At 66.7% G+C, this 6,444-nt stretch carries 7 protein-coding genes; 6 read left to right on the top strand and 1 reads right to left on the bottom strand.

Annotation, left to right across the window (positions count from 1 at the left end):
• The 5 genes from H7290_RS14570 to H7290_RS14550 all read left to right on the top strand — a co-directional run.
• On the top strand, nt 1-618 hold a 618-nt coding region (locus tag H7290_RS14570; protein ID WP_290514742.1), incomplete at its 5' end, for a rhodanese-like domain-containing protein.
• Nucleotides 615-989 carry a DUF202 domain-containing protein gene (locus H7290_RS14565; RefSeq protein WP_290514741.1) on the top strand — a complete coding sequence of 125 codons (375 nt, stop codon included), beginning with the start codon at nt 615-617 and terminating at the stop codon, nt 987-989. The genes H7290_RS14570 and H7290_RS14565, both read left to right, overlap by 4 nt.
• A 67-nt stretch (nt 990-1,056) precedes the next feature.
• Entirely contained in the window at nt 1,057-2,529 is a 1,473-nt protein-coding gene (locus H7290_RS14560) for an MFS transporter (protein WP_290514740.1), read from the top strand.
• A gap of 121 nt (nt 2,530-2,650) precedes the next feature.
• Nucleotides 2,651-3,220, top strand: a complete 570-nt coding sequence (locus H7290_RS14555; RefSeq protein ID WP_290514739.1) for a TetR/AcrR family transcriptional regulator — start codon at nt 2,651-2,653, stop codon at nt 3,218-3,220.
• Nucleotides 3,221-3,263: 43 nt separating this feature from the next.
• Nucleotides 3,264-5,516, top strand: a complete 2,253-nt coding sequence (locus tag H7290_RS14550) for an MMPL family transporter (RefSeq protein WP_290514738.1) — start codon at nt 3,264-3,266, stop codon at nt 5,514-5,516.
• A gap of 21 nt (nt 5,517-5,537) precedes the next feature.
• On the opposite strand, the gene H7290_RS14545 is transcribed toward H7290_RS14550, so the two are convergent.
• Nucleotides 5,538-6,026: a hypothetical protein gene (locus H7290_RS14545; protein ID WP_290514737.1), complete on the bottom strand. Its 489-nt coding sequence runs from the start codon at nt 6,024-6,026 to the stop codon at nt 5,538-5,540.
• Nucleotides 6,027-6,212: 186 nt separating this feature from the next.
• On the opposite strand from H7290_RS14545, the gene H7290_RS14540 reads away from it, so the two are divergent.
• Nucleotides 6,213-6,444 (top strand): Hsp70 family protein (locus H7290_RS14540; RefSeq protein ID WP_290514736.1); only part of this gene is annotated, 232 nt, incomplete at its 3' end.

Raw genomic sequence — 6,444 nt, 5'->3', positions numbered from 1 at the left:
CTCAGCGTCCGTGTCCGCGACGAGCTGGTGACGTTCGGCGCCCCGGGCGAGCTCGAGCTCGACGACGAGGGAGTCGTTGACGGGGGGACACACCTCTCACCGGCCGAGCTGCATGCCCTGATCGAGGACAAAGATGTGGTGTTCTTCGACGGCCGCAACCAGATCGAGTCGGCCGTCGGGCACTTCGTCGGGGCGGTGCGACCATCGGTCGAGACGACGCGTGAGTTCATCACCGCGCTCGACAGCGGAGCCTTCGACCACCTCAAGGACCAACCCGTCGTGACCTACTGCACGGGCGGCATCCGGTGCGAGGTGCTGACCCCACTGATGAAGAAGCGGGGTTTCCGCGAGGTTTACCAGCTCGATGGGGGCATCGCGACCTATGGCGAGGCCTTTGGCGACGACGGGCTCTGGAAGGGAGCGTTGTACGTCTTCGACGACCGCATCACGATGAACTTCTCTGACCACACGACGCTCGTCGGTGCCTGCGACGTGTGCAGCGCACCGACCAACCACGTGGCCGACTGCGGCGACGTGGCCTGCAAGCATCAGATGGTGCGGTGCGCGGCGTGCCTCGGGTCAGCCGACCTCTGCGGCGTCCATGCGGTGGCCTCATGAATGACGACAAGCGGTTCCCGAGGGACGTGTTCGGCGCGGGCCCCGACCCCGACACCCGTTTCACCCTCGCCAACGAGCGCACCTTCCTTGCCTGGACCCGCACCGCCCTCGCCCTCGTCGCCGGCGCTGTCGCGGTGCACAGCCCGTTCTTCGACCTCGACGCGTGGGTCAGCAACGCCGCATCGCTGTGGCTGCTGGCACTCTCTGCCCTGTGCGTCGCCCAGGCGTGGTTGCGCTGGCGAGCGGTCGAGAGGGCCATCCGGTCGGGTGCGCCGATGCCCGGCTTCGGCGCGCCGGCCTTCCTGGCCGCTGCCGTGGGGGTGCTGATCTTCTCCGTCGCGGTCGGCGTCATTGTCATCGCCGTCCGCTGACGCACGGCTGACCGGTAGCAGGAAATGGCGTGATTGAGACCTGTGTCACAGGGGTACCCGGCTCGGCATGACCACCTCCGAGACCTCGTCATCCGGCCCCGAGACCGGGCGCATCACCACTGACATCCCCGCGCGGATGGACCGGCTGCCGTGGGCGCGATGGCACTGGATGATCGTCATCGGTCTCGGAACGGTGTGGATCCTGGACGGCCTCGAGGTCACGATCGTCGGCAACCTGTCCGCAGTTCTCAAGAACGGAGACACAGGGCTCGGGCTGACAAGCTCGGACATCGGCCTCGCTGGCGCGATCTACGTTGCCGGTGCCTGCCTGGGCGCGCTCTTCTTCGGGCAGCTGACCGACCGGTTCGGGCGCAAGAAGCTGTTCATGGTGACGCTGCTGGTCTACCTGATCGGCACCGTCGCGACGGCGTTCTCGATGAACCCGATGTTCTACTTCGTCTGCCGATTCATCACCGGGACGGGCATCGGCGGGGAGTACGCGGCCATCAACTCCGCAATCGACGAGCTGATCCCGGCCAAGTACCGCGGACGCATCGACATCATCATCAACGGCTCGTTCTGGGTCGGGGCGGCGGCCGGCTCCCTGCTGACCATCCCGCTGACCAACCCGGACACCGTCAACCCCGAGTTCGGCTGGCGCTTCTGCTTCGCCCTCGGTGCGATCCTCGGCATCGGCGTGCTGTTCGTTCGCAAGAACGTTCCCGAGAGCCCCCGCTGGCTGTTCATCCACGGCCGCGACGAGGAGGGCGAGAAGATCGTCCGCGAGATCGAGCGAACCGTCGAGGAGGAGGACCACCTCACCCTCGAGCCCGTCGACGAGACCATCACGATCCGCCAGCGAAAGACCATTCCGCTGACCACGATCATTCACACGGTCTTCGCGCTGTATCCCAAGCGCACGGTCCTGTGCCTCTCGCTCTTCGCCGGGCAGGCGTTCCTGTACAACGCCTTCTTCTTCACGTATGGCGACAGCCTCACGACATTCCTCGACGTCAAGCAGACCGGGTGGTACGTCGCGGCGTTCGCGGCCAGCAACTTCGCGGGGGCACTGCTCCTCGGACCGTTGTTCGACCGGGTCGGGCGTATCCCGATGATCGCCGGCACCTACATCCTGTCGGGTGTCCTGCTGGCTGCCGCGGGAGTCGTGCTCGGCGACCTCAACGCGATCTCGCTGACGTTGTTCGGCATGGTGATCTTCTTCTTCGCGTCGGCCGGCGCCAGCGCGGCCTACCTGACCGCGAGCGAGGTGTTTCCGATGGAGACGCGGGCGATGTGCATCGCCTTCTTCTACGCCGCCGGCACGGCGATCGGTGGCATCGCGGGACCGCTCTACTTCGGTCATCTGATCGACAAGGCCACGGCCTCGAAGGACATCACCGGCATCGTCCCGGGCTACTACCTCGGAGCCGGCCTGATGATCGGCGCTGGAATCGTCGCGATATTCCTGGGGGTCAAGGCGGAGGGCAGATCACTCGAGGACATCGCCCAGCCGCTCACGGCGGAAGACGGCAACGCCTGATCCTGCCCGCGCGTCCAAGGGGTGATGCACGTCATCGCACGATCGCCGCCCGGCCGCGCGCGGGTTCGACTCGGTCGCGCTATTATCGAAACGAAACAGTTTCGTATCGATAGGGATCACGATGAGTCGACTCAGCGCAGAGCGGCTGGACGAGCTGTACACGGGCACCTTGAAGATCGTGTCCATGCGCGGCTTCGACAACCTCACGATGGATGAGATCGCGGCGGCCACGAAGTGCAGCAAAGCGACCCTCTACCGACAGTGGGGCAGCAAGGCATCACTCGTGGTTCAAGCGTTGCAGTGCACCGCGCAGTCCCGGCTGGAGCTCGCCGACACGGGAAGCCTCCGCGGCGACCTCCGGCACATGTTCGCCGTCCGGGACAGGGGCGACAACGACGACGGCACCCAGCTCATGGGCGCCATCCTCCACGCGATGAAGCAGGATCCCGAGCTCGCTGCGGCGGTGCGGCAGGAGATCCTGCAGCCGATCCACGAGCGGATCGGGACCTTGCTCCAGCGCGCGATCAACCGGGGCGAGATCGCCGAAGACTCCCCGGGCATCCCGCACGTGAACCTGGCCCTCATGGCGCCCTTCGTGCTCCAGGTAGCGCTCACCGGCGTCGAGCCGGATGACGAGTTCCTGTACGGCTACATCGACGGGCTCGTCCTGCCCGCCCTCGGCATCCACTGACCTGCACCACTCACCGCTTCGCATTTTTCGAGGGAGAAACACCATGGCATGGCATCTCTACCGGCTCGGACGCTGGTCGTTCCGACACCGCCGCATCGTCGTCTCGTTCTGGATCGGCCTCCTCCTGCTGATGGGCGTGGCTTCCGCGACGCTGTCGGGCAAGACGTCCGATGAGTTCAGCCTTCCCGGCATCGAGTCGACCAAGGCATTCGACCTGATCAAGGAACGCTCTCCCGATGCAGCACCCGATGGCGCGACCGCGCGGATCGTGTTCCAGGCGCCGGAGGGTCAGACCCTGACGTCGGCCGCCAACAAGAAGCTCGTCACCGACTCGATCGCAGATGTGAAGTCGAAGAACGTCATCGGTTCCACCGACCCGTTCACCACCGGAACCGTCTCCAAGGACGGTCGCACCGCTTACACGACGGTGTCCTACGCGAAGACCGCGGTCGAGCTGACCGCTGCAGACCGCACGGCGCTGGATGCCTCGCCGAAGGTCGCGCGCGACGCGGGTCTGCGCGCGGAGATCGGCGGAGACGCGCTGCAGGAGGTGCCGGAGACCGGGACCACCGAGCTGATGGGCATCGCCGTGGCGATCGTCGTCCTGATCATCACCTTCGGGTCGCTGCTCGTCGCCGGCATGCCGCTTCTCACCGCGCTGATCGGTGTGGGCATCGGCGTCACCAGCATCACGACCCTGACGGGGTTCATGGACCTCGGCTCGACCACCCCGATCCTGGCCACGATGCTGGGGCTCGCCGTGGGCATCGACTACGCGCTGTTCATCGTGTCGCGATACCGACATGAGGTGCAGTCAGGTCGCGATCACGAGGAGGCCGCGGGACGTGCGGTCGGCACTGCCGGCTCGGCGGTCATCTTCGCCGGGCTGACGGTCATCATCGCTCTCGCCGGGCTGACGGTCGTCAACATCGCGTTCCTGTCCGAGATGGGTCTTGCTGCTGCCGGCACGGTCGCCGTCGCGGTGCTCATAGCGCTGACGATGCTGCCCGCCCTGTTCGGGTTCGCCGGCAAGCGCATCGCCTCCGGGACGCTGCCGTTCCTCAAGGCCCGCGACCCCGAGTCCAGGACGGGCAAGCGCACCAACGGACGTCGCTGGGCCGACCTCGTCACCAAGCACCGCATCAAGACCTTCATCGGTGGGCTCGTCGTCGCCGGCGTGGTGGCCATCCCGGTTGCCTCGATGCAGCTCGCACTGCCGGACGACGGCACCGCTGCCCGAGGCAGCGGGCCGCGCGAGGCGTACGACCTGATCGCGAAGAACTTCGGCGCAGGGACCAACGGTCCGCTGCTCGTCGTGGTCGACACCCTGGGTGCCGCCGACCCGGAAGCGGCCGTCGACCGTGCCGTCGCCGACGTCAGAGGCGTCAAGACCGACATCGCCTCGGTGATCTCGCCGGCACCCGATCCGGCCGACGCCAAGGCGGTTGCCGCCTATCAGGACCAGCTGAGGACTGCTCAGTACGCGATCGTGACGGTGCTGCCCACGAGCGGTCCGTCGGACGCGGCCACCCAAGACCTCGTGGACGACATCCGCACCTCGGTCAAGGGGGTGGAGGGCGCCACCGGCGCGCAGGTCCTGGTCACCGGGCAGACCGCACTCGGCGTCGACATCTCCGAGAGCCTGGCCGCGGCGTTCCCGAAGTACCTGCTGGTGGTCGTCGGCTTCGCCTTCATCCTGCTGATGATCGTGTTCCGCTCGATCCTGGTGCCGCTCAAGGCGGTCGTGGGCTTCCTGCTGTCCGTCGGCATCTCGCTGGGTGCGACCGTCGCGGTGTTCCAATGGGGCTGGCTCGGCAACCTGATCGGCGTCGACAAGTCGGGGCCGGTGCTGTTCCTGCTGCCGCTGCTGCTGACCGGCATCCTGTTCGGTCTGGCAATGGACTACGAGGTGTTCCTCGTGTCTCGCATGCGGGAGGAGTACGTCCACGGCAAGGCAGCAGTCGAGTCGGTCGTCTACGGGTTCCAGTACGGTGCCCGCGTCGTCACGGCGGCCGCAGTCATCATGATCGGTGTCTTCGGCAGCTTCGCGCTGGGCAGCGACCCCGTGGTCAAGTCGATCGGATTTGGTCTCGCCGTAGGCATCCTCGCCGACGCGTTCCTCGTCCGCATGACTCTCGTGCCGGCGCTCATGGCCCTGATGGGCGATCGCATGTGGTGGCTCCCTCGCTGGCTCGACCGGCTCCTGCCGAACCTCGACATCGAGGGTGAGTCGCTCACGAAGCACGACGAGCACCTGGCGAGGGAAGATCGCGAGGACCCCGTCCCCGTCGGCTGACCCACCTACCCGGGGTGGGACTCAGGGGTTGTTGTCGTCGCGGTCGTACTCTGCATCGGTGTCGTCCGACTCGTGGAGGTAGGTGCGCTGCATCGCGACGTTGAGCCCCGACACCATGTGGGCGATGATCACGGCGACGAAGTCGTTGACCTGTCCGCGCGCGTGCGGCGTAGGGTCGGGCTGCAGGTCGGCGACGTCGATCGACAAGGTCCGGTCGTCGTCGCTGCGCGTCAGAAGGATCGTGGGGCTCTCCGCCCCCGGCGTCGAGACCCACACCGCGACCCGCACCTCGATGCCCGCCGCAGGGATGTCGCGCGATCGAGCCGCGACGTGGGTCATGACGACTCCCGACGCGGGTGCCGCGTACCCCTGCGGCGGCGACATCGCGTGGATGCCGTGGCTGTCGACCTCGATGTCTGCAAGGTGCGCGGTCTCGCGGGAGATCTGGCGCGAAGCCGTGTCGGTGACGAGCTCGTGGAGGGAACGGGCCAACCGGTCGTTGTCGGTCATGGGGTCAGACTAGGCGCCCCGGGTGGCGGGGCCCTCGGGAGATCAGGTGGCAGGTGCACGCCAGCCGAAATTAGTCGCCGCCACCCGGAATGAACCGGGGTTGGCGATAGTTGATAACATCAGACTCAAGTCACTTGACTTCATGTCTTGCATAGCCCCCAGTACTCAACAAGCAGGAGGAACACCATGGCCAGAGCGGTCGGAATTGACCTCGGTACGACCAACTCGGTCGTCGCCGTGCTCGAAGGTGGAGAACCCACCGTCATCGCCAACGCGGAAGGCGCCCGCACCACCCCGTCGGTGGTGGCCTTCGCCAAGGACGGCGAGGTCCGCGCCGGCGAGGTCGCCAGGCGTCAGGGCGTGACCAACGTCGATCGGACGATCCGTTCGGTCAAGCGCCACATGGGCACCGACTGGG

This window comes from Aeromicrobium sp. (assembly GCF_014378035.1).
Classification (GTDB): domain Bacteria; phylum Actinomycetota; class Actinomycetes; order Propionibacteriales; family Nocardioidaceae; genus Aeromicrobium.
This window is presented reverse-complemented; position numbering and strand designations above follow the sequence as displayed.

What these genes read in the sequence shown, in the direction of transcription:
- H7290_RS14560 (WP_290514740.1), top strand. Translation starts at nt 1,057, where the DNA reads ATGACCACCTCCGAGACCTCGTCATCCGGCCCCGAGACCGGGCGCATC.
- H7290_RS14565 (WP_290514741.1), top strand. Translation starts at nt 615, where the DNA reads ATGAATGACGACAAGCGGTTCCCGAGGGACGTGTTCGGCGCGGGCCCC.
- H7290_RS14550 (WP_290514738.1), top strand. Translation starts at nt 3,264, where the DNA reads ATGGCATGGCATCTCTACCGGCTCGGACGCTGGTCGTTCCGACACCGC.
- H7290_RS14545 (WP_290514737.1), bottom strand. Translation starts at nt 6,026, where the DNA reads ATGACCGACAACGACCGGTTGGCCCGTTCCCTCCACGAGCTCGTCACC.
- H7290_RS14555 (WP_290514739.1), top strand. Translation starts at nt 2,651, where the DNA reads ATGAGTCGACTCAGCGCAGAGCGGCTGGACGAGCTGTACACGGGCACC.